Genomic DNA, 22,460 nt, shown 5'->3' with positions numbered 1-22,460 from the left:
TCTCCGCGTCATCAGAAGAACAGTGACGGATCGCCCGCCCGTTTGGTCAGGCGACCGTTTGCCATAATGCCCATGGTTTCCAGCCAGCGTTCAAACTCCGGCGACGGGCGCAGGTTCAGCAACTGACGCACGGTCGCGGTGTCGTGGAAGGCGGTGGTCTGGTAGTTGAGCATGATGTCGTCACCGAGCGGCATGCCCATGATGTAGTTGCAGCCAGCGGTGGCGAGCAGAATCATCAGGTTTTCGTTAAGGTTCTGGTCAGCATCAGCATGGTTGGTGTAGCAGCAGTCGCAGCCCATTGAGATGCCGCTCAGCTTGCCCATGAAGTGATCTTCTAAGCCCGCGCGAATAATCTGACGGTCGTTGTAGAGATATTCCGGCCCGATAAAGCCCACCACGGTGTTCACCAGGAACGGATCGTAGTGACGCGCCAGCCCGTAGTTACGCGCTTCCATCGTCACCTGATCGGCACCAAAGTTAGCGCCAGCGGAGAGCGCAGACCCTTGCCCGGTTTCAAAGTACAGGCAGTTTTCCCCGGCGATGCGGTTGAACTCCGCGCCCACTGCACGCGCCTCATCCAGCATCGCCAGCTCAACGCCAAACTCTTTTAAACCTTTCTCACTGCCGCAGATACTCTGGAAAATCAGCCCGCCCGGTGCGCCGCGACGAATCGCTTCGATCTGGGTGGTCACGTGCGCCAGTACACAGCCCTGGGTCGGAATATTGAACTTGTCGATAACGCCATACACGGTATCGAGCACGCGGCTTAAGTTTTCCACGTCATCCGTGACCGGGTTGACGCCAATTACCGCATCGCCCGCCCCGAAGGACAGCCCTTCATAGATTTGTGCAGCAATACTCTGCACGTCATCACGGGTGTCGTTCGGCTGTAAACGACAGCTGAAGGTGCCCGGCAAACCGATGGTGGTGTTAGCCTTTTTGATCACCGGCATTTTCTTACCGCCGTAGATCAGGTCCGCGTTAGAGCAGATTTTTGCTACCGCGGCGACCACTTCCGACGTTAACCCTTTGCGCGTAAACGCAATGTCATCCACGGAGGTTTCATCGCTCAGCACGTACTCGCGCAGCTCACTGATGCTCCAGTTTTTGATGCGGTTATAGGCCGTTTCGTTGACGTCATCCTGAATAAGACGCGTCACGCAGTCCTCTTCATAGGAAATCACCGGGTTGTTGCGGATATCCGCCACCGTCATTTCCGACAATACCTGCTTAGCCGCCACGCGCTCTTGCGAACTGGTTGCAGCCACGCCTGCCAGCACATCCCCCGAACGCAGTTCGTTGGCTTTTGCCAGCACCTCTTTAACATCCTTAAACTGATAAACATTGCCGAACAATGTGGTCTTTAGTTTCATAAGTCGTTCCCTCAGGAAGGAAATGCGAGTGATTTCACCGTCACCGGCACAACCGATCCGCCAAAAAGAGGCGTACCAATGTCGATATAGTCCCCCGCCCGGACAACCACCTCATCGATGACCGCCAGCGGGTGTTGCTGTAACTGTGGGCGTAACAGCATGCCCAGGGCTTTACCAAAATCCTGCTCAGCTACCACCAGCAGGGGATGCGGATTCGGATAGCGCGCGACAAAGGCCAGCAGCGCATCAATCACCGTTAACAGCGCGGCGTAGCGCACCGGTAGCGAACCGGGCAGCGCCAGCACGTAGGCGTCAGTTTGCGGGTCAAGGTCGAGCTGCAGCAGCGCCTGCTGCCAGGCGGCCACCAGATCAGCCTCATCAACCGGAATCGCCACCGGCAGATTGCGCAGCGGAAGCGCCACACCCTCCAGCCAGATGGTGCTGCCCGAAAGCGACAGCGTATGCGCCCCGGCACCAATCACCGTGGCGCGCACGGTTTGCGCCGGAAATTGCACGTTCATCTCACGCAGGCGCGGATGTTCATGCAGCGCCGTTGCTAACAGCGGCCCAATGTCGGAAAAACAGAACGGATCGGCAGGTTGGTTGCGGTAGCACTCGCCCACCCCGCCGGACAACGTAATCACTTCAGGCTTCACGCCAACAGGCAGCAGACCGGTTTGCATCAGCGCCTGCGCCAACGGTGAAAGCGTGCCGTCAATCACCTCCACAATCAGCGCCGCCATCCGTCGGGCCACCTGAACAAGCTGCGCCGCATTGAGGGTTCGGGCATCAGTGCCTGGACCAAATACGTCATCAACAATCATCTGCCCCGGCTGATGCGCATGTACTACGCGCCCCTGACCGTCCGTTTCCAGTAGCCGCCCGCCGACGTTCAGGCAGGCCGAGCCGCTGACTTTTCCCGCGTCGAACAGGACGTAATTCGACGTACCGCCGCCGATGTCGATATTCAGTACGCGGCACAACTTCTGCTCGGACAGGGTTTGTGCCCCCGCACCGTGACCGGCAATCACCGATTCCAGATGCGGACCGGCGCTGGCAACCACGAAATCCCCCAGCGACTGGGAGAGCGTCATCACCGCAGGTCGTGCGTTGCGGGTTTTGGCGCTTTCCCCGGTAATGATGATCGCGCCGGAATCGACGGTCTCTGGCGCAATCCCCGCCGCCTGATACTGGGCGAGGATCAGGGCTTTCAGTTCGGCCTCTTTCAACCCGCCCTGCTTATCAACGGGGGTAAAGAACACCGGGCTTTGCCAGCTAATTTCGCGTTTGATGAATTCGTAGCGCGGCACCTGCGACACTGCCGCACGGTTAACCAGCTCAAGGCGCGAGAAGATCACCTGAGTGGTGGTGGTGCCGATATCGATACCGACGCTGAGTAGCTGGCGAGTATTCACGATTGCGCCTCCGGATTGGTTTCTGCTGGTGCCGGAACATCTTCGTCTTTCGGTACTAACAGCATAGCCACGCCAATCGCCGTCACGCCGCCAATCAGCTTGCCGACAATCATCGGGAAGATCATGGCGTTCATGTTGGCAGCGGCGAAGCCTAAGTGGTCACCCAGCGCGAAGGCCGCTGAGACCGCGAACGCGCAGTTGATCACTTTGCCGCGGGTATCCATGTTTTTCATCATGCCGAACATTGGGATGTTGTTGGCAAGCGTTGCCACCATACCCGCAGCCGCAATGTTATTGACTTTTAACAGGTTGCCGACGCTCATCAGCGGTTTTTCAAACCAGCGGGTCAGCAGCAGCACCATTGGGTAGGCACCCAGCAGCACACAGGAGATAGAACCGATAACTTCGATGGCGCGCATCACTTCACCCGGCTTGTCGCCTGGCGCCATGAAAATAGGATCAAGACCCGGGATCAGCTCCCAGCCGAGCAGGAACTTGATGACTGCCGCAGCCAGACCGAGGGTGATCAGCGCTACCAGGAACTTGGCGAAGATCTGGAAGCCGTTGATCATTTTTTCCGGGATGAATTTCAGTCCCAGCGCCACCAGCACGGCCACGATCAGCACCGGGATCATGTTCATCAGGATCAGCGCAAAGGTGAACTCCACCGGCTGACCGTTGATTTCCACGCCGGAGTACATCGCGACCAGACCACCCGCAATACAGCCAATCGGAATGGTGACGATACCAGCCAGCACGCCCAACGCCAGATAACGACGGTCAGACGGTTCAATAATTCCCAGCGCAACCGGAATGGAGAAGACCAGCGTCGGTCCCATCATCGCGCCAAGGATCAGGCCAGAGTACAACCATGCCGCCACGTCGCCGCCCGCCAGTTCTTTCGCCAGGAAGAAGCCGCCCATATCGCACGCCAGCAGCGTTCCGGCAAACATCGACGGGTTCGCGCCCAGCATTTCATACAGCGGAATAATTACCGGCCCGAGCACATGCGCCAGCACCGGCGCCAGCGCGGTCATACCGACCATCGCCAGGCCCAGCGCGCCCATTGCCATAAAACCTTCTTCAAACTGACCGCCCGATCCCTCAATGCTCTTACCGAACTTACCGAGGAAGCGCGCCGAACCGCCGAACTGCGACAGGATCCTGTCCACGGCGGCAATCAGCATAAAGAACATCATGATGTACATGATGATTTCGTTAATTCCCATAGCCCCTACTCCCTGTCATTTGTGATTTGTAGGCCGGATAAGACGTTTACGTCGCCTCCGGCATTAACGCCGTGTTATTGCCGGATGGCGGTGCGAGCACCTTATCCGGCCTACAGGCATTACCCGGCAGCCGCGTACAGGTCGATAATCTGTGCCTGCGTGGCGGTGCGTGGGTTACTGCGAATACAAATATCCTCCAGCGCGGCGTGTGCCCATGCGCTGTAATGCTCGGGTTTTGCCCCAACGTCAGCGAGCCGTTTGGTCTGGCCCACTTCGCTAATCAACTCGCTGACCGCGTTGATAGCGTCACGATCGTCTGATTTCTTATTGGTTAACGCCCTGCCGATATGGCTGAAACGCTCACGACACACCATGCGGTTGAACCCCATTACCGTGGGTAGCAGTATGGCGTTAGCCTGTCCGTGTGGGATGTGCAGCGTCGCACCCGGCTGGTGCGCCATCGCGTGACACAGGCCCAGCCCCGCGCTGGAAAACGCCATTCCCGCCATGCAGGACGCCAGTAACATGCTTTCACGCGCCGCCAGATCGTGGCCGTAGCCCACCGCTTTCGGCAGCGATTTGCCGATCATCGCAATCGCGCCAATCGCCAGGCTGTCGGTAAACGGCGTCGCGTTCAGCGCGCTGTACGCTTCAACGGCATGGGTCAGCGCGTCAATGCCGGTCATTGCCGTCACGTGCGCCGGAACGCCTTCCGTTACCGCGGCATCCAGAATGGCGACGTCCGGCATCAGGGTTGCGTGGGCCAGCACTTTTTTGAGTCCGGTGGCGGCGTCGATAATCACCGTAACGTTGGTGGTTTCTGACCCGGTCCCGGCGGTGGTTGGCACGGCAATCAGCGGCAGACGCGGGCGCAGCACGCTGTGCTCCGTCATGTCAGCCAGTGTTTGCGTCGGGTTGGTCACCAGCAGCGCCACTGCTTTAGCGGCATCCAGTACAGAGCCGCCGCCAAAGGCCACCACGCCGTCACATTTTGATTCGCGCAGTTGCGCGACTGCCGCGCAGACGTCCGTAATACACGGCTCGCCGACCGGACATGGCCACAGCGTCATTGCCACGCCTTTCATCGCCAGGCTACGTTCCAGAGCGGCGGTCATCCCCGCCTGATGCAGGAAGCTGTCAACCATGACGAACATATGCGTCAGTCCGCGCGTTTGCGCTTCCTGTCCGCAGGTGCTGAGCGCTCCCAGTCCGCATAATGTGACCGGTGGAACGCTGAACGTTTTTACGCGTTGCAGATTCAGGGCATCGAATGCCTGAAAGAGCGCGGTCTGCAATTCAGCTTGCATAGATTCCTTCCGCTTTTACTTTTCCGCTATTGGCAATCGCCAGCGGGGTCATAAACAGACTGTGCTGCGGTAAATGCACCTGCAGCTCCGGGAAACGCTTACGAAAAAGCTCATCAACACCCGGCTGCATACAGGACCCACCGGCCAGCCATAAATCCGTTATCCCTTGTCCGGCAATATGATGGGCGACGATTTCCGCCATCTTTTCGTAAACCGGCTTAACCACCGGCCAGATTTCTTTGCCGTTGCTGCGTTTGAACTGCTCGGCTTCTTCCAGTTGAATACGACGGTTCCCGGCAAGCGTCAGGGAAATGTGGTGCCCACCGGTCGCTTCGTCGGCGGAGTAAGTCACTTTGCCCTGTTTCACAATGGCGATACCGGTCGTACCACCGCCGATATCGACGACTCCGGCGTTATCAAGCACCAGCAGATCCGCCACGGCGGTTGGCTCATCCAGCACATGGCTCACCTCAAGCCCGGCAGACTCCAGCACGTTGATGGAGATACGCGGGTCAGTGCCCGGCGGGAATGAGGTAGCCGCATGAGTAAAACGGCAACCCAGTTGTTGCTCGAGCGTATCGAGATGGCGACGAACAATGGTCACAGCACCGAAGAAATCCCAGACGATGCCATCGCGCACGACGTCAGCCCAGTCCAGACAAACCGCAACCGGCTGCCCATCGCTGTCAACAACCATCGACACCACATCACAGGTCCCCAAATCAACGCCCAGCCACAGCGGTGAATCGCTTACGGCAGGCGTCTGGTTACACAGCGATGCCGCTTTTTGCAGTCTGGGTGTGAGCCACAGTTGTTCGTCATGCGCCATCTCTTTCACTCCTTATACGATGCGAAACGCATCCACCAGCACACAGCGACGCAGGCGTACAAACGTGCGCGCACTGGTCACCCCTTCCCCGGTTGGCGTGGTAATGGTCATGGTCGTCCAGCCTTCGCCGCCAAGCCCAAGGCCGGCAATGCACGGTCCGTTCTTGACGAAAATGCTGGTGTCGATGGCGTTAGCCATACGGTTCATGTTGTCGATGTTGCGTGAGTGCATCGCCGCCGTATGGTGACAACCACCTTCGAGCGTAACGGCCAGCGCAATGGCTTCGTCAACGTTAGCCACCCGCACCACCGGCAGCACCGGCATCATCAGTTCAGTCACTGCAAACGGATGCGTGGCGGAGGTTTCGACGAACAACAAGCGGGTTTGCTCCGGAACATTCAGGCCGATCGCCGCGGCGATTTTTGCCGCATCGCGCCCGACCCAGTCACGGCTGACTGTGCCTTTACCGCGCTCATCGACATTTTTCAGCAGTACCGGTTGCAGCTGTTCAGCCTGGGCGGTCGTCAGTTTGACCGCGTGCTGGCCTTCCATCAGACGCATCAGCTCATCAGCAACGCTATCCACGACAATCAGCACTTTTTCATCGGCACAGATAATGTTGTTATCAAACGATGCGCCTTTGACGATGGACTGCGCGGCGCGGGTCAGATCGGCCGTTTCATCCACCACCACCGGCGGGTTACCGGCACCAGCGGCAATCAGACGCTTGTTGGTATGCTTACGCGCAGACTCCACCACCGCTTCACCACCGGTGACGACCAGCAGTCCGATGCCCGGGTATTTGAACAGACGCTGTGCGGTTTCGATATCCGGGTTAGCAACGGTAACCAGCAGGTTTGCCGGACCACCTGCGGCGACTACCGCCTGGTTAAGCAGGCCGATCGCGCGCTGAGAAACGCCTTTTGCTGCCGGGTGCGGCGCAAAGACGACGCTGTTACCCGCGGCAATCAGGCTGATGGCGTTGTTAATGACGGTCGCCGCCGGGTTGGTGGACGGCGTTACCGAAGCCACCACGCCCCACGGTGCGTTTTCAATCAGCGTCAGGCCGTTATCGCCGGTCAATACCTGTGGAGACAGGCATTCCACGCCCGGGGTACCGCGAGCCTGCGCCACGTTTTTGGCAAATTTATCTTCAACGCGTCCCATGCCGGTTTCACTGACGGCAAATTCCGCTAATTCTCTGGCGTGTTTTTCGCCCGCTTCACGAATGGCGTGAATGGCCAGTTGGCGCATAGCGACGCTTTTCAGCCCCTGCTGGGCCAGTTTTGCTGCCGCCACTGCGTCATCCAGGGAGGCAAAGACGCCCATTTCTTGAACGGCACTGACGGGTTGACTGCTGTCTTTCATTTTCAGCAGCACCGCTTTCACGACCTGTTCAATATCCTGTTGATTCATGATTTTCTGCCTTATTTGTGAAATACCACTTTCCCACCTGCCACCACTTCATCGACGATGCCAATCACGCACAGATCGACAGGCGATGAGTCGTTATGGTGCGCCTGGCGGGCTGAGCTTCCACTGACCAGCAGCACCCACTCTCCGGTTCCCGCCCCGATGCTGTCTATCGCAACAGCGCACTGCCCGTCGGGATTTCCCTGGGCATCAATCATTTCCACCATCAGCAACTTGTCGTGCGCGAGCCCCTGATGGCGAACGGTACAAACAATTTGTCCTGTGACGATTGCCAGTTTCATACCCGCCTCCGTGGCATATTTCAGGTAAAACCTCCCCCTACCCTCCGCAGAAGGTAATGTGAAAAGGAGAGAGGGTGACGCCAGCTTTCTCTTAACGATCCAGTGGCGTCACATGGACGACTTACATATCGTTGCTGTCGCCTTTGAAGCTGATCGGGAACACTTCTTCCAGATCGCCATGCGGACGCGGGATAACGTGTACAGAAACCAGTTCACCGATACGCTGCGCGGCAGCAGCACCGGCATCCGTAGCCGCTTTGCAGGCTGCAACATCACCACGAACCATGGCAGTACACAGGCCGCCACCGATCTGCTTCACGCCAACCAGTTTCACGCGTGCCGCTTTAACCATCGCGTCAGAAGCCTCAATCAGTGCAACCAGGCCCCGGGTTTCAATCATTCCTAATGCTTCCATTGTGCTTTCCTCTTAATCAAAGGGGTCCAGAACGGGACCGTTCATTCAACCAGTGTTTGCGAGACGCTTTCACGGCTCACGTCAGTCTGGCGCGGCACAGCTGCCACCAACGCCAGTTCGATAATTTCCTGTACGCTACAGCCGCGAGAGAGGTCGTGGAGTGGTGCGGCAAGTCCCTGAATCAAGGGGCCAACGGCACGATACCCTCCCAAACGCTGGGCGATTTTATAACCAATATTGCCTGCCTCCAGCGATGGGAAAACCATCACATTGGCATTGCCCTTTAACGGACTGGCGGGCGCTTTTTGCGCGGCGACATCCGGCACAAAGGCAGCATCAAACTGCAGTTCCCCATCCACGGTAAGCTGTGGAGCGCGCTCACGAACGATCTCGGTCGCCTGCTGCACGTTAGCGACATTGGGATGACGAGCACTGCCGTTGCTGGAAAACGACAGCATGGCGACACGCGGTTCTTCACCGGTAATCGCTTTCCAGGTTTCAGCACTGGCGATGGCGATGTCCGCCAGTTGCGCGGCGGTGGGCTGCGGCACAACGCTACAATCTGCAAACCCTAATGACGGCCCGAGATACTGCGGCAGCATCAGGAAAATTGACGACAGCGTTTTGCAACCAGGTTGTAATCCAATAATGCGCAATCCTGCACGCAGCACGTTTGCCGTTGACGACAGGTTGCCCGCAATACACACATCGGCTTTACCGGCGCTGACCATCGCGGCGGCAAACATCAGCGGATCGTTGAGCTTCTCTCGCGCATCTGGCGGTGTTTTTTCGCCCGCGCGGGCCAGCCAGCGCAGAGCAAACTCTTCACGCATCTGTACATTGCTTTGTGGATCAATAACCTGAATACCGTCCATGGCTACGCGATGGCTGAGCGCAAACTGACGCAGCGCAAACGGGCTGGCGACGAGAATGGGGCGTGCCAGACCGTGCTGGTGCAGGTAATTGGCGGCTTTCAGCACCCGTACATCCAGCGCATCCGGGAACACCACCCGAGCCGGCGTTTGTTTGGCGAGTTGGCGAGCACGTTCAATGATCATGACTTCTCCCCCAGTCGCTGTTGGATTTGGCTGACGCTTAGCGGATGCTTCGCCACGCTCAGAATCATCATCACGTAAACCGTGCTGGAAAGACGGTTGAGCGCCTGCAGAATGTCCGGCCGCATAACGTCAAAACTGCGGGTGATAAACACCTGAGCGGCCACCGTTTCCGTTTCGCGGACTTTGGTACGCAGCAGATTAAGCAACGCGCAATCACGTCCGTGGCTGGCTTCCGGCACCAGATGATCGTGGTCCAGGTAACGCAGCGGCTGATGCGAAAGCCGGTGTAAATCTTCGTCGCTTAAGCCAACGATGGCCTGTGCGGCCAGCGGTTCGTCCACAGCATCAGCACGCATAATGTTGCCCAGGCGCGAGCGAATATCCGCCAGCCACGGCTGCCAGGGTTCCGCCAGTTCAATTTGCAACCACACGGCCAGACCAATGGTGCTGTCCAGCGCGGCGCGAAATCCAAGTCTGGGGTCACTTTTGGCGACCATTTTGTCCGCCGTCAGATGCGTCAGCGTGTCAGGTTTCTTCGCCACCGGTTGATGACACAGTTCACAGGTCGCCTGCGGATGTGTATCGCTGCTGGTCAAACCATGTACCGGCTGCGGCTGCTGTTCCTCGTCGTCAACAAACAAGCTTCCCTGCTCGTCGATATACTTAATGCGCAGACGACGGCTTTCCAGCAGCTCCCGGGCAGACGGCGTCAGGCGGGCATCAGCGGGGAGATGAATTTCAACCCCTTCGCTGAGCGTATGATTCGCTCTGAGCCATGCTTCGGTAATGAAATCCTTCATACATCCGCCTTAGCAGGACTGCCAGTTCGCAGGCCAGGCCACATACAGGAACTTCACTGTTGATGGCGTACCAAATTCGATGCTGGAGCCTTTCGGGATAAACATCACGTCCCCGGCTTTGGCAATCATGGTTTCGCCTTCATGGCGAACGTGCAGCTCGCCTTCCAGAATCATGTCGATTTCGTCGTAGTTCAGCGTCCATGGGAAAAATGCGTTATCCCACTGCATAAACCCGGCGGCCATGCTGCTACCGTCCTGGTCAGTGACTAAGTCGGTTAAGCCGACGCAGTGCGGTTGCGCGCCATCAAAACGGCCAAACTTCACGCTGCTGCCGTCGATAACTTTCACGCCGCCTTTGCCGGTCACCGAGTTAAAGCTCGGCTGCATTCCGCCCTGCTCCAGCGACTGCTTTTCTTTCATCACTTTGTCCATCAGCTGCGCGACCAGGCTTTCGGTAAACTGTCCTTCCGGCAGTTGTGCAATGATGGTTTCACGAATACGCTGGCTTTCCGTTTTGCCGTCATCCACCGCAGCAGGTGCGGTGGCAGTTGGCGCGGATTCATCGCATTCAGTGATAGTGACGCCGAGCAGCGCCGCAACTTCGCGCGCCTCCGGGGTGATGATGCTGGCGCGCAGAACAACCGATACGTCCTGTTCGCCGCGTGCGTGGGCCGCACGAATATCGTTAGCTGTGATGAGTTTTTTCACCTGCCCTTTCCTCCTTTTGGCTGAGCTCAGTCAGATAATCCACCAGGTGCTGCACACTGCTTGGGTCGTGGCTATTGAGCTCAAAAATCGGCTCCTGAAACCCTAGCCCGTGAAGTAATTGTCGCGTTGCGGCGACATTGGCATCCGGCACATCCGTTTTGCTGATAACGGCGATTTGTCGTTTACTGGCGCCGATATCCAACAGCCCGGCAGGTAAGCGACTTTCTTTATCATTTGCCGCATGTATATAAATCAACGTATCGACATCCTGCAGCGTGGTAATTAAGGCGTGATACCAGCGCGGATGGCTAAAATATTCTCCTGGCGTATCGATATCGCCGTTTTCATTAAACTCGACAGCCTGTGTTTTTCTGGCGAGGGAATAATTCCCCTGTAGCGCATTAAAGAGCGTTGTTTTCCCCGCCCCCACCGTACCGACGAATGCAATACGTTTCATCGCCGCCTCTGATTAACTTTTTGTCAGGTTGCACAAAGTGAAATTTAATAATCGCCCCAGACCGCTTACCGTCTGTAATAACGCTTCCTCTACCGCGCCAACCGAGCCGTAGATCACCAGCGCGCCGCTGAATCTATCGAGAAAGCCGATGTGTACATCCGCCGCTTTCATGGCTAAGTCACCAGCAATCATTGCGGTTTCACCTGGCGTCAGCGTCATAATGCCGATAGCGCCCGCTTCGGGAACGCCGATCTTTTTCGCCAGTTCCTCACCGGGGTGCGCAATGAGATGCGCCAGCGTGACCTGTTTCCCCGGCACAAATTCCTGAATAATGCGTTCTTTTTCCATTGCTCACCGCCTCCGCTAAAACTGCCCCCATCGTGGCAATTTTTTGTCAGAGTAAATAACAAAATTCGGCAACCAGGTTTAAAAGGTGAAGTGGATCACTAAGAAAAGGGAAATAAAAAGGCGCGGGAGAAACCCGCGCCGGAATTAATTAAAGTGAAATTACAGCGGCTGAGTCTGTGCTTCAACGACCGCCAGCGCCACCATATTAACGATACGACGAACAGAGGCGATCGGTGTTAATACGTGAACCGGTTTCGCTACGCCCATCAGTACCGGGCCAACCGTTACGCCCTCGGAACTTGAAACACGTAGTAAGTTGTAACTAATACGCGCGGCTTCCATATTCGGCATCACCAGAATATTGGCGGAGCCTTTCAGCGGGCTGTCCGGCATGCGGTCATTACGAATACTTTCCACCAGCGCGGCGTCACCGTGCATTTCACCGTCAATCATCAGTTCTGGCGCACGTGCCTTAATCAGCGCCAGCGCTTCGCGCATTTTGCTGGCCGACGGGCAGTTAGATGAGCCAAAGTTAGAATGCGACAGCAACGCTACCTTCGGTTCGATACCAAAGCGGCGCACGGTCTCTGCCGCCATAATGGCGATTTCAGCCAGTTGATCCGGCGTCGGGTCGTCGTTGACGTAGGTATCGGCGATAAAGGTATTACCGCTTGGCAGCAGCAGCGCGTTCATTGCCCCCGCCGTATGCACACCGTCACGGTGACCAAATACCGCGTTCACCACGCTGAAGTGCTCGTGGTAGTCGCCGATCGTACCGCAGATCATCGCATCCGCTTCACCGCGCTGCACCATGATCGCACCGATCACCGTGGTATTAGCAATCACCGCCCGCTGCGCCTGCTCCTGGGTGATCCCACGGCGCTTCATGATCTGATAATACTCACTCCAGTACTCTTTAAAGCGCGGATCGGATTCATTGTTGACTATTTCAAAATCAACGCCCGCTTTGATCTGCAGACCCAGTTTCTGGATGCGCATCTCGATCACGCTCGGACGACCAATCAGGATCGGCTTCGCCAGACCTAAAGTGATCAATTCCTGGGTGGCGTGCAGCACACGCGCCTCTTCCCCTTCCGTCAATACCACGCGCTTCGGCGCTTTGCGTGCCAGCGAGAAAATCGGCTTCATGAACAAGTTAGTTTTGTAGACAAACTCACTCAGCTTATCGATGTAAGCATCAAAGTCGGCAATCGGGCGCGTCGCCACGCCAGAGTCCATCGCCGCCTTCGCCACCGCAGGCGCTATTTTGACGATCAGGCGCGGGTCGAACGGTTTAGGAATAATATATTCCGGGCCAAAGCTCAGGTCCTGATCGCCATAGGCCGAGGCCACAACTTCGCTCTGCTCGGCATGCGCCAGTTCCGCAATGGCATGTACCGCGGCCAGCTTCATCTCTTCGTTGATGGCGGTTGCACCGACGTCCAGCGCGCCGCGGAAGATGAACGGGAAGCACAGCACGTTGTTAACCTGGTTCGGATAATCAGAGCGGCCGGTGCAGATGATGGCGTCGGGACGTACCTCTTTTGCCAGCGGCGGCAGAATTTCCGGTTCCGGGTTCGCCAGCGCCAGAATCATTGGCGCGCGCGCCATTTTCTTGACCATTTCCTGGGTCAGCACTTTCGGGCCGGAGCAACCGAGGAAAATGTCTGCGCCATCAATCACGTCGTCCAGCGTGCGCTTACCGTCATCCACCACCGCGTAGGCCGCTTTGGTTTCGGCCATATTCGGTTCACGATCTTTATAAATCACGCCTTTGGAGTCGCAGACCACAATGTTGTGTTTCTGCATGCCCAGCGCCACCAGCAGGTTCATACAGGCAATCGCCGCAGCACCTGCGCCAGACACCACCATGCGCACGTCGGAGATATTTTTCTCCACCACCCGCAGACCGTTAAGAATGGCGGCGGTACTGATGATTGCCGTGCCGTGCTGATCGTCGTGGAAGACCGGAATATTCATGCGCTCACGCAGCTTTTGCTCAATGTAGAAGCATTCCGGCGCTTTGATATCTTCGAGGTTGATACCGCCAAACGTCGGCTCAAGAGCCGCGACCACGTTGATAAATTTATCCGGATCGAGTTCATCAACTTCGATGTCAAACACGTCAATTCCGGCGAATTTCTTAAACAGAACGCCTTTCCCTTCCATCACCGGCTTGCCAGCCAGCGCGCCAATGTTGCCCAGCCCCAGCACCGCCGTACCGTTGGAAATAACCGCAACCAGATTACCGCGCGCGGTGTATTTGTAGGCGGCCAGCGGGTCTTTTTCAATTTCCAGACACGGAGCTGCAACACCGGGTGAATAGGCCAGCGCAAGGTCACGTTGAGTGGCGAGCGGTTTGGTCGGAGAAACCTGAATTTTGCCTGGTACTGGAAATTCGTGGAAATCGAGGGCGCTTTGTTTTAACTGGTCATCCATCTTGTTGTTCCTTTCACGTATCGATCAAAAAAGTGTCGCAGGTAACCCTTCTATTGAGCCGCACATTATCACCTCTGTCAGCGGCGCAAACTTTGAAGGTCGCCAAACTCTCACTACTCAAAGAAAGAATTTGTTATCAATTTATAACAGCCATGTTACCTGCTTAAGCCAGCAATACCATGCCTGTCTGCTATGCTTTTTGCTGACAACGCCTGCAAATTCTCCAAAAGTGTGAATTAACACACGCTCTAACGCTTTACTTTTCAAGGAGTATTTCCTATGACCCGTAAAGAGCTTGCCAATGCCATTCGTGCGCTGAGTATGGATGCCGTCCAAAAAGCCAACTCAGGCCATCCCGGCGCACCGATGGGAATGGCAGATATCGCCGAAGTGCTGTGGAACGATTTTCTCCGCCATAATCCGAGCGATCCTCACTGGTACGATCGCGATCGGTTTATTTTGTCCAACGGCCACGCCTCAATGCTGCTTTACAGCCTGCTGCATCTTTCCGGCTATGACCTGCCGCTGGAAGAATTAAAGAACTTCCGCCAGTTGCATTCAAAAACGCCCGGCCACCCTGAGCTTGGCTACACACCGGGCGTGGAAACCACCACCGGGCCGCTGGGCCAGGGTTTAGCCAACGCTGTCGGAATGGCGATTGCTGAACGCACGCTGGCGGCGCAGTTTAACCAGCCGGACCATGAGATTGTCGACCACTTCACCTGGGTTTTTATGGGCGACGGTTGTCTGATGGAGGGGATTTCCCACGAAGTCTGTTCGCTGGCGGGCACGCTGGGACTGGGCAAACTCATCGGCTTCTACGATCACAACGGCATCTCAATTGATGGCGAAACCAAAGGCTGGTTTACCGACGATACCGCGAAACGCTTCGAGGCCTACCACTGGCATGTGATACACGATATTGACGGTCACGATCCTGAGGCGGTGAAAAAAGCGATTCAGGAAGCGCAAAGCGTTACCGACAAGCCGTCGCTGATTATCTGCCGCACGGTGATTGGTTTTGGATCACCGAATAAAGCCGGGAAAGAGGAAGCGCACGGTGCGCCGTTAGGTGAAGAAGAAGTGGCGCTGGCCCGACAGAAACTGGGCTGGCATCATCCAGCTTTTGAGATCCCCAAAGAGATTTATCGGGCGTGGGACGCGCGTGAGAAAGGCGAAAAAGCGCAACAGGACTGGAATGAGAAATTCGCGGCGTATCGACAAGCGCATCCGGAACTGGCGGCAGAGTTTACCCGCCGGATGAGCGGAGAACTGCCGGAAGCATGGGAAGAAACGACCCGGAAATATATTACCGACCTGCAGGCCAACCCGGCCAAAATCGCCACCCGTAAGGCCTCGCAAAATACCCTGAACACCTACGGACCGATACTGCCCGAACTGCTTGGCGGCTCGGCGGATCTTGCGCCCAGCAACCTGACCATCTGGAAAGGCTCCACTTCTCTTAAAGAGGATCACGCAGGAAACTACATCCACTACGGCGTGCGTGAATTTGGCATGACCGCCATTGCCAACGGTATCGCGCACCACGGTGGCTTCGTACCGTACACCGCAACGTTCCTGATGTTTGTTGAATATGCCCGTAATGCCGCGCGCATGGCGGCGCTGATGAAAGCCCGACAAATTATGGTTTATACCCACGACTCAATTGGTCTGGGGGAAGACGGTCCCACGCATCAGGCCGTCGAACAGCTCGCCAGCCTGCGACTGACGCCGAATTTCAGCACCTGGCGACCGTGCGATCAGGTTGAGGCGGCAGTGGGTTGGAAGCTGGCAGTCGAGCGTCATAACGGCCCTACGGCGCTGATCCTCTCCAGGCAGAATCTGGCACAGGTTGAACGCACGCCTGAGCAGGTGCAGCAGATTGCCCGCGGCGGCTATGTGCTGAAGGATAGCGGCGGTAAGCCGGATGTCATCCTGATTGCCACAGGTTCAGAAATGGAAATTACATTGCTGGCGGCGGAAAAACTGACCGGTGAAGGCCGTAACGTACGGGTAGTTTCTCTGCCCTCAACCGATATCTTCGACGCCCAGGATGAGGCGTACCGGGAGTCGGTCCTGCCGGCAAACGTCAGCGCGCGCGTGGCGGTAGAAGCCGGTATTGCCGACTACTGGTACAAATATGTTGGGCTGAAAGGGGCGATTGTTGGGATGACGGGCTATGGGGAGTCGGCGCCGGCAGACAAGCTGTTCCCGTTCTTCGGCTTTACGGTGGAGAACATCGTCGACAAAGCGCATAAGGTGTTGAACGCCTGATGGCGACGCTCACGCGTCTTATCAGGCCTACGACATCTATCACCATCAGGCCGTATAAGGCGCAGTCGCATCCGGCATTAAATTAACGCGTAATCCACAGCGTGGGCCAGGCATCTGGTCCATGCCAGTTATCACAGCTTGGCTCTTGTGCGTAACGCACCAAACGAAAGCGCTGGCCGTCAAACCGCCAGCGAGTCTGGATCCCGCAGTCCGATAAACCTCGCCCTTTGGCGAGAGTGACCAATTCGCGAGATTTCTCGTCAAACGTAGCGTTGGTCAGCTCCATGTCGGTACTGTCAGCATCGGTTTTAAATGGCAGGCTCAGACGTACAGCGCGAGAGGTAAACGGTGTGGTACGAGAAACGGTCCATGCCAGATCGATCGTGTTGTATGCCCCTGCTTCGCAGCCGATCATCAGCAGAGCTTTGTCGTCCGTTAAGGCGAAAACCCGCATCTCACGACGCATGGGATCGAGTGAACAGCGGATGCCATTGATCCGCCAGTTGCCATAATCCAACAGCTCATTACGCTCCTGTTGAGTGAGTGGCGTTGGCGTGGAATTAACCACCGCCACACCTTTCAGAGCGGGAGCTGGCGGAACGCTGAGCGGCGGCTCGTCACCTTTCTCAATCCAGGCGGTTTCGCTACCGACGCGCTTTTGTTGCGCATCAATAAACAACAATGCTGCTTTCAGCCCAGACAGAGAAAGCGTTTGCGTACCTTTTTGCAGGGTAATGGCTTTCGCATCCTGCACGGCTTGTAAAAATGTAGCGATGGTAGCCGGATCATCCGTCATCAAATGCCAGGGCGTAAGACGCCAGTGTTCACCGGCCAGTGGGAGTGGTGCGCCGTCCAGCAGCAAGCGCGGCGCAATATCTGCCTCTTTGACATCAGGAGAATCCATACCGCCAAGTTCAATACGCAACACGGCATCGGTATGTGCCCCGGCGCTGCGGCTCAGGGTCATCACCAGACCGTGATGATCTCCCGTATTTCGCGCCACGCAGAAGTTTTGGTTATTGCACGTCACCTGCCAGTCAGCAAACGCCTGTTGCGCAGGTGCCGCCCACAGCAAATGGGCCGGTAGCAGGCCGAGCAGGAACACGAAAATAATGCGATAGCGCATGGACGGTACAACTCCGAAATCAAAACACACAGCCCAGGCGGTATCTTCCTTGCGCGACTAATGAGGCTCAATAAGAATCGTCGGATTGGCCTGTATCTTTGTAAAGAAATATAAGCCCTGCTCGCTAATCCATAAGATGCGACGATTGCAGGTAGTTCAGTAGCAGCACCGTTTTCCCGTCGCGAATCTCGCCCGTTTTGATCATCGACAGTGCCTGTTCAAAAGGCAATTCCAGTACTTCAATATCCTCATCTTCAATACCGCCACCCGCATTTGCGCGCTGACTGTCACTGTATTGCGCGATAAAAAAGTGGATTATCTCCGTCACGCCACCCGGCGACATATATAACTCAAAAAGTTTCCGTGCTTCGCCCACTTCATAGCCAGTCTCTTCAATGGCTTCTTTACGAATGCAAACTTCCGGCTCATCGTTGTCCAGCAACCCGGCGCAGGCTTCAATCAATTGTCCACTTTCATTGCCGTTAACCCAGGTCGCAATACGAAACTGACGGGTCAGCACGACGGTTTTTTTCTCCGGGTTATACAGCAAAACTGTGGCACCGTTACCGCGATCGTAAACCTCACGTTTGTGGCGAATGACCTCGCCATTGCTGCGGGTCAGGTCATAGGTGATATTGCGCAGGATGAAGTAGTTATCGGACAGGACTTTATCTTTGATGAGGGTGATTTTTTGCGACATACCGACTCCACGGTGAGAAGTGAGAAATAATACTACGCCGTGAAACCGGGTTTGTCCTGGAACTATGAATGCCTGATAAGCAAAGCGCCATCAGGCATTCATCCGGCACATTGCCGGATGGCAACGCTAACGCGTTTTATCCGGCCTGGACGCTGCTTAGTGAGATTTGACTGATTTTACACCCAGCCAATCAATGATGCCTTGTGCGGCATGCCGCCCTTCCGCCATCGCTGTAACAACCAGATCCGCACCGCGAACCGCATCACCACCGGCAAAGATTTTCGGGTTGCTGGTTTGATAACGGTATGCGCTTTCAACATCGGCGGCAATACGTCCCCAGTTATCGACCTTCACACCCTGACTCTCGAGCCACGGCATGCCATGCGGGTGAAAACCAAACGCCATGATCACCGCATCTGCTGGCATGACAAACTCACTCCCGGCGATGGGAACCGGGCGACGACGCCCCTGCGCATCAGGCTCACCGAGCTGGGTTCGTAAGAAACGCACGCCGCTGACGCGACCGTCGGCATTCAGCACCAGCTCCACCGGCTGGACGTTAAACTCGAAATTGGCCCCCTCTTCACGCGCGTTCTTCACCTCTTTTTTCGAACCTGGCATGTTGGCTTCATCACGACGATAGGCGCAGGTCACCTGGCTTGCACCGTGACGCAGCGCGGTACGTACACAATCCATCGCCGTATCACCGCCGCCCAGCACGACCACGTTCAGCCCTGCAGTGTCGATAAACGGCTCTTCAGGCAACTCGTCCAGCCCCATCACCTGCTTGGTATTGGCAATCAGGAACGGCAGCGCGTCATACACGCCAGGCGCGTCTTCATTCGGCAGATCTGCCTTCATCGAGCGATAAGTCCCGACGCCCACAAATACGGCATCGTAGTCCTCGAGTAACGCGGCCAGCGCCACGTCCTTGCCGACCTCACAGTTCAGCTCGAAATGAATACCCATGGCGCTGAAGATTTCACGGCGACGCGTCAGCAGCGATTTGTCCAGTTTGAAAGCCGGAATGCCGAACGTCAGCAAACCGCCGATTTCGGGGTGGCGATCGTACACGGTAGCGCTGATACCGCTACGCGCCAGCACATCCGCGCAGGCCAGGCCCGCCGGACCTGCGCCGATGATGGCAACGCGTTTATCGACTTTCTGCACACGGCTTAAGTCGGGTCGCCATCCTTTGCTCAGCGCCCGATCGGAGATGTAACGCTCAATATTACCGATAGTCACCGCGCCATGCTCGTTACGCACCGTGCATGCCCCTTCGCAGAGTCGATCCTGCGGGCATACACGCCCGGTCACCTCCGGCAAGCAGTTGGTTTGATGTGAAAGCTCAACCGCCGCATCGATATTCCCGGCTTTTACCAGTTCAATCCACTGCGGGATGTGGTTATGCAGCGGGCAGGTCCATTCGCAAATACTGTGGTCGCCGCATTTCAGGCAGCGAGACGCTTCCCGTTCAGCCTGCACTGTGCGAAACGGCAGATAGATCTCTTCAAAACTGGTTTTACGCGCCTCAATCGGCAGTTTATCCGGCTCGCCACGCGCAGGCGTCGCCTGCATTTGCTCACGTTTGGTGATGATATGTGGAACAAAATCGGTAGCGCTGGTATGCCATGGCTGGCTTTCCAGACTGGCGGTACGCAACCTGCGCGCTTTTGACAGACCGGTAAGCGAATTCTCCGTCACCAGTTGCAACGCCTGCGCCGGACAGTTCTCCACGCAAGCCGGGCCCTCTTCACGCCCATGACACAGGTCGCATTTGTGCGCCGTTGCTTTTACCTTTCCTTTAGCGACCGGAGTGAGTACGATCTGCATCGTACCAAAAGGACAGGCCACGACACACGATTTGCAGCCAATACACTTTTGCGCATTTACCTGAACGCTGTCGTACTCATGACTAATGGCCCCATTCGGGCAACTTCTGGCGCAAGGGGCATCTTCACAGTGGTGGCAGGTGACTGCACTGCGTTGTTGCTGATGCTTGATGACAGTAATTCGGGGCTGAAAATGCCGTTGGCTCAGGACATGCTGCTCGCCGTTGTGGGCCATGACACAGGCGACCTCACAGGCGTGGCATCCCAGGCACTGTTGGCTATTGACCATAATAAAACGATTCATGGCTTCCTTCTTTTTTGGTTGCGAAAACCTTATTCTTTATATGACTGTTGTTATTAACCGACCCTGAAGAGGGCGGCAATGTTCATTTGCCCAGGAAGCACAACTATTTATCCAGAACCTGTGGCAGATCAATTTATTTCATCGAATATGAAATTGTGTTTCATTTAACAATCAGTTTCATGATTACTTTTTTAACATTTATCAAATACGCTGAATCGTTCAGGTTGAGTCGGAGCGTGGCGTGAATTGTGTGAGGGTGCGCAAGTGACGGTAAAGCGTCCGGTCTCAGCCAGCCTGGCTAAGGCTTTTTTCTATATAGTGTTGCTGTCGATTCTCTCAACAGGTATTGCGCTGCTTACACTGACCAGCAGCTTGCGGGATGCTGAGGCCATCAACGTTGCGGGCTCATTGCGCATGCAAAGCTACCGTTTGGGTTACGATCTGCAAAGCCAAAGCCCACAGCTCAACGCTCATCGCCAGCTTTTCCAGCAGGCGTTAAACTCACCCGCATTGCAAAATCTGAACGCATGGTATGTCCCGCAAGCGGTAAAAAGCCGCTATGGCCGCCTGCATGCCAACTGGCTGGAAATGAACGCCCGTCTGATCGATGGCGATTTAAAATGGTACCAGGCCAATATCAATAGTTATGTCGATCAAATCGATCTCTTCGTGCTGGCACTTCAGCATTATGCCGAACGCAAGGTGATGTTGGTTTTTGGCATATCGCTGGCGGGGGGGATCGGCATCTTCACCCTCGTCTTCTTTACGCTACGGCGTATTCGCCAGCAGGTGGTGCGTCCGCTGAATAAGCTGGTGATGGCCAGCCAGCATATTGAACACGGTCGGTTTGATATCTCACCGCTGGATACACAACTCCCCAACGAACTGGGATTACTGGCAAAAACGTTTAGCCAGATGTCGAGTGAGTTGCATAAGCTGTACCGTTCACTGGAAGCCTCCGTCGCCGAGAAAACCCACGATCTCCACGAAGCCAATCGCCGTCTGGAAGTGTTATATCAATGTTCCCAGGCACTGAATACCAGCCAGATTGACGTGTACTGCTTCCGCCATATTTTACAGATTGTCCGCGAACATGACGCCGCGTATTTCCTGGAGCTCACCGTCGGTGATAACTGGCGAATCAGCGAAGGAACGGCAAGCCCTGAACTGCCAATGCAGATCCTGCCCGTCACGATGCAAGATACAGTTTACGGTGAACTGCACTGGCAAAGCCCGAATGTGAATGCTTCCACACCACTGCTCAACAGCGTATCAACTATGCTCGGGCGCGGGCTGTACTTCAACCAGGCGCAAAAGCATTTTCAGCAACTGCTGCTAATGGAAGAGCGAGCAACTATCGCCCGCGAGCTGCACGACTCGCTGGCGCAGGTGCTCTCTTATTTACGTATTCAGCTTACGCTACTGAAACGCGCTATTCCGCAGGATAACGTTCCGGCGCAAAGCATCATGGCGGACTTCTCCCAGGCGCTGAATGATGCTTATCGCCAATTGCGCGAACTGCTTACCACCTTCCGCCTGACCTTACAGCAGGCCGATTTGCCTTCTGCCCTGCATGAAATGCTGGAAACGTTGCAAAATCAAACATCGGCTAAACTGACTCTCGATTGTCGACTGCCAACACTGGCACTGGACGCGCAAATGCAGGTGCATCTGTTACAAATCGTCCGTGAAGCGGTGCTGAATGCCATTAAGCATGCCAATGCCAGCGAAATTGCTGTCAGCTGTGTTACCGCGCCGGATGGTAATCATACCGTTTATATCCGTGATAACGGTGTCGGTATCGGTGAGCCTCATGAGCCTACGGGGCACTACGGTCTGAATATCATGCGTGAGCGTGCAGAGAGACTCAGCGGTACGCTGACCTTCTCGCAACCTTCCGGCGGGGGAACGCTGGTGAGTATCAGTTTCCGTTCAGCTGAATCAGACAGTGAGCTAACGTAAAGAACCACAAAGCGCCGTCGGGTCTGGATCCAGGCCTGACGGCGTTGGCACGAAAGGTATGCTGTAAACGGGCATGATAATTTACATTATCTTCTTTTTTTCTCCACGTTTGACCCGTACCTTGCCGCTAAAGTGAAGCAAGCCATACCCATAACGATACGCAGAAACA

General features: G+C 55.9%; 19 protein-coding genes. 2 read left to right on the top strand and 17 right to left on the bottom strand.

Annotation, left to right across the window (positions count from 1 at the left end; all coding sequences use genetic code 11):
- Positions 1-11: 11 nt before the first annotated feature.
- The 14 genes from eutB to maeB all read right to left on the bottom strand — a co-directional run bounded on the left by eutB (position 12) and on the right by maeB (position 14,093).
- The gene (gene eutB, locus EHN13_RS11055; protein WP_003038029.1) at positions 12-1,373 is read right to left on the bottom strand and encodes an ethanolamine ammonia-lyase subunit alpha; all 1,362 of its coding nucleotides are present in this window, start codon (positions 1,371-1,373) and stop codon (positions 12-14) included.
- 11 nt (positions 1,374-1,384) lie between these two features.
- Entirely contained in the window at positions 1,385-2,788 is a 1,404-nt protein-coding gene (gene eutA, locus EHN13_RS11050) for an ethanolamine ammonia-lyase reactivating factor EutA (RefSeq protein ID WP_124021390.1), read from the bottom strand.
- Positions 2,785-4,017 (bottom strand): ethanolamine utilization protein EutH, encoded by a 1,233-nt coding sequence (gene eutH / locus EHN13_RS11045; protein ID WP_003038023.1) that lies wholly within the window; start codon positions 4,015-4,017, stop codon positions 2,785-2,787. Before eutH ends, eutA begins: the two co-directional genes overlap by 4 nt.
- 119 nt (positions 4,018-4,136) lie before the next feature.
- A complete protein-coding gene (eutG, locus tag EHN13_RS11040; RefSeq protein WP_124021389.1) occupies positions 4,137-5,324 on the bottom strand; it encodes an ethanolamine utilization ethanol dehydrogenase EutG in 1,188 nt (395 codons plus the stop codon).
- Positions 5,314-6,153, bottom strand: a complete 840-nt coding sequence (gene eutJ, locus EHN13_RS11035) for an ethanolamine utilization protein EutJ (RefSeq protein WP_124021388.1) — start codon at positions 6,151-6,153, stop codon at positions 5,314-5,316. The genes eutG and eutJ overlap by 11 nt, the downstream gene beginning before the upstream one ends.
- 12 nt (positions 6,154-6,165) lie before the next feature.
- Positions 6,166-7,569 (bottom strand): aldehyde dehydrogenase family protein, encoded by a 1,404-nt coding sequence (locus EHN13_RS11030; RefSeq protein ID WP_048210963.1) that lies wholly within the window; start codon positions 7,567-7,569, stop codon positions 6,166-6,168.
- 11 nt (positions 7,570-7,580) lie between these two features.
- The gene (gene eutN / locus EHN13_RS11025) at positions 7,581-7,868 is read right to left on the bottom strand and encodes an ethanolamine utilization microcompartment protein EutN (RefSeq protein WP_005121909.1); all 288 of its coding nucleotides are present in this window, start codon (positions 7,866-7,868) and stop codon (positions 7,581-7,583) included.
- Between the two features lie 121 nt (positions 7,869-7,989).
- The gene (gene eutM, locus EHN13_RS11020) at positions 7,990-8,283 is read right to left on the bottom strand and encodes an ethanolamine utilization microcompartment protein EutM (RefSeq protein ID WP_005121908.1); all 294 of its coding nucleotides are present in this window, start codon (positions 8,281-8,283) and stop codon (positions 7,990-7,992) included.
- Positions 8,284-8,324: 41 nt separating this feature from the next.
- Positions 8,325-9,341 (bottom strand): phosphate acetyltransferase, encoded by a 1,017-nt coding sequence (gene pta, locus EHN13_RS11015; protein WP_048210962.1) that lies wholly within the window; start codon positions 9,339-9,341, stop codon positions 8,325-8,327.
- A complete protein-coding gene (gene eutT / locus EHN13_RS11010) occupies positions 9,338-10,141 on the bottom strand; it encodes an ethanolamine utilization cob(I)yrinic acid a,c-diamide adenosyltransferase EutT (protein ID WP_124021387.1) in 804 nt (267 codons plus the stop codon). Before eutT ends, pta begins: the two co-directional genes overlap by 4 nt.
- A gap of 9 nt (positions 10,142-10,150) precedes the next feature.
- Complete coding sequence (gene eutQ / locus EHN13_RS11005) at positions 10,151-10,849, bottom strand: ethanolamine utilization acetate kinase EutQ (RefSeq protein ID WP_061068313.1); 699 nt, start codon at positions 10,847-10,849, stop codon at positions 10,151-10,153.
- Positions 10,827-11,306 carry an ethanolamine utilization acetate kinase EutP gene (gene eutP, locus EHN13_RS11000; RefSeq protein ID WP_101742252.1) on the bottom strand — a complete coding sequence of 160 codons (480 nt, stop codon included), beginning with the start codon at positions 11,304-11,306 and terminating at the stop codon, positions 10,827-10,829. Before eutP ends, eutQ begins: the two co-directional genes overlap by 23 nt.
- Before the next feature lie 12 nt (positions 11,307-11,318).
- Positions 11,319-11,654, bottom strand: a complete 336-nt coding sequence (gene eutS, locus EHN13_RS10995) for an ethanolamine utilization microcompartment protein EutS (RefSeq protein ID WP_003037995.1) — start codon at positions 11,652-11,654, stop codon at positions 11,319-11,321.
- 159 nt (positions 11,655-11,813) lie between these two features.
- Entirely contained in the window at positions 11,814-14,093 is a 2,280-nt protein-coding gene (gene maeB, locus EHN13_RS10990; protein WP_048210958.1) for an NADP-dependent oxaloacetate-decarboxylating malate dehydrogenase, read from the bottom strand.
- 279 nt (positions 14,094-14,372) lie between these two features.
- Between maeB and tkt the strand changes: the two genes are divergently transcribed.
- Positions 14,373-16,367: a transketolase gene (gene tkt / locus EHN13_RS10980; protein ID WP_061068314.1), complete on the top strand. Its 1,995-nt coding sequence runs from the start codon at positions 14,373-14,375 to the stop codon at positions 16,365-16,367.
- An 82-nt stretch (positions 16,368-16,449) separates the two neighbouring features.
- Here the strand turns inward: tkt and EHN13_RS10975 are convergent, their stop codons facing one another.
- The 3 genes from EHN13_RS10975 to aegA all read right to left on the bottom strand — a co-directional run bounded on the left by EHN13_RS10975 (position 16,450) and on the right by aegA (position 20,329).
- Complete coding sequence (locus tag EHN13_RS10975) at positions 16,450-17,493, bottom strand: DUF1176 domain-containing protein (RefSeq protein ID WP_048212548.1); 1,044 nt, start codon at positions 17,491-17,493, stop codon at positions 16,450-16,452.
- A gap of 124 nt (positions 17,494-17,617) precedes the next feature.
- Positions 17,618-18,193 (bottom strand): GDP-mannose pyrophosphatase NudK, encoded by a 576-nt coding sequence (gene nudK / locus EHN13_RS10970; protein WP_061068315.1) that lies wholly within the window; start codon positions 18,191-18,193, stop codon positions 17,618-17,620.
- A gap of 156 nt (positions 18,194-18,349) precedes the next feature.
- Entirely contained in the window at positions 18,350-20,329 is a 1,980-nt protein-coding gene (gene aegA / locus EHN13_RS10965; RefSeq protein WP_101742250.1) for a formate-dependent uric acid utilization protein AegA, read from the bottom strand.
- Between the two features lie 264 nt (positions 20,330-20,593).
- On the opposite strand from aegA, the gene narQ reads away from it, so the two are divergent.
- Complete coding sequence (narQ, locus tag EHN13_RS10960; protein WP_048210954.1) at positions 20,594-22,291, top strand: nitrate/nitrite two-component system sensor histidine kinase NarQ; 1,698 nt, start codon at positions 20,594-20,596, stop codon at positions 22,289-22,291.
- Positions 22,292-22,460 lie beyond the last annotated feature (169 nt).

The sequence above is a fragment of the Citrobacter youngae genome (assembly GCF_003818115.1).
Lineage (GTDB): Bacteria > Pseudomonadota > Gammaproteobacteria > Enterobacterales > Enterobacteriaceae > Citrobacter > Citrobacter youngae.
This window is presented reverse-complemented; position numbering and strand designations above follow the sequence as displayed.